1 pseudogene is annotated in these 372 nt (G+C 68.3%); it reads left to right on the forward strand.

The window, feature by feature from the left end:
* Nucleotides 1-372: pseudogene (locus tag KUG39_RS17055) on the forward strand (iron uptake porin); the annotation flags it as partial.

A 372-nucleotide genomic window follows, 5' to 3' on the forward strand; every position in this document is an offset into this window, starting at 1 on the left:
GAGGCCACCCAGTTCTCCACCACCACCAAGCTGACCGGTAAGGCGACCTTCATCATGGGCGCCAACAGCTACGGCGGTAACGCCCAGATCGTTCCGGTGCCTGGGGTCTTCCTGCCGGCCGTTGCCAACGATCCGGCCGCCGTGCTCCTGCCCGCCAGCCTGGTCGGGGCCGGCGCGGTGATTCCTTCCTTCGTGCCCGGCGCCTTCGGTGCGAACGCCGCCGGCATCGGCTACGTCCCCAACACCTGGGCGAACCAGGCCCGCCAGACCCAGGGCGCCACGGCCTTCAACTACGACATCCAGCTCAACTTCGACACCAGCTTCACCGGCAAGGACCTGCTCCGCACCCGTCTGCGGGCCGGTAACTTCGCC

Source organism: Synechococcus sp. CCAP 1479/10 (genome assembly GCF_019038515.1).
Taxonomy (GTDB): Bacteria; Cyanobacteriota; Cyanobacteriia; order PCC-6307; family Cyanobiaceae; genus Cyanobium.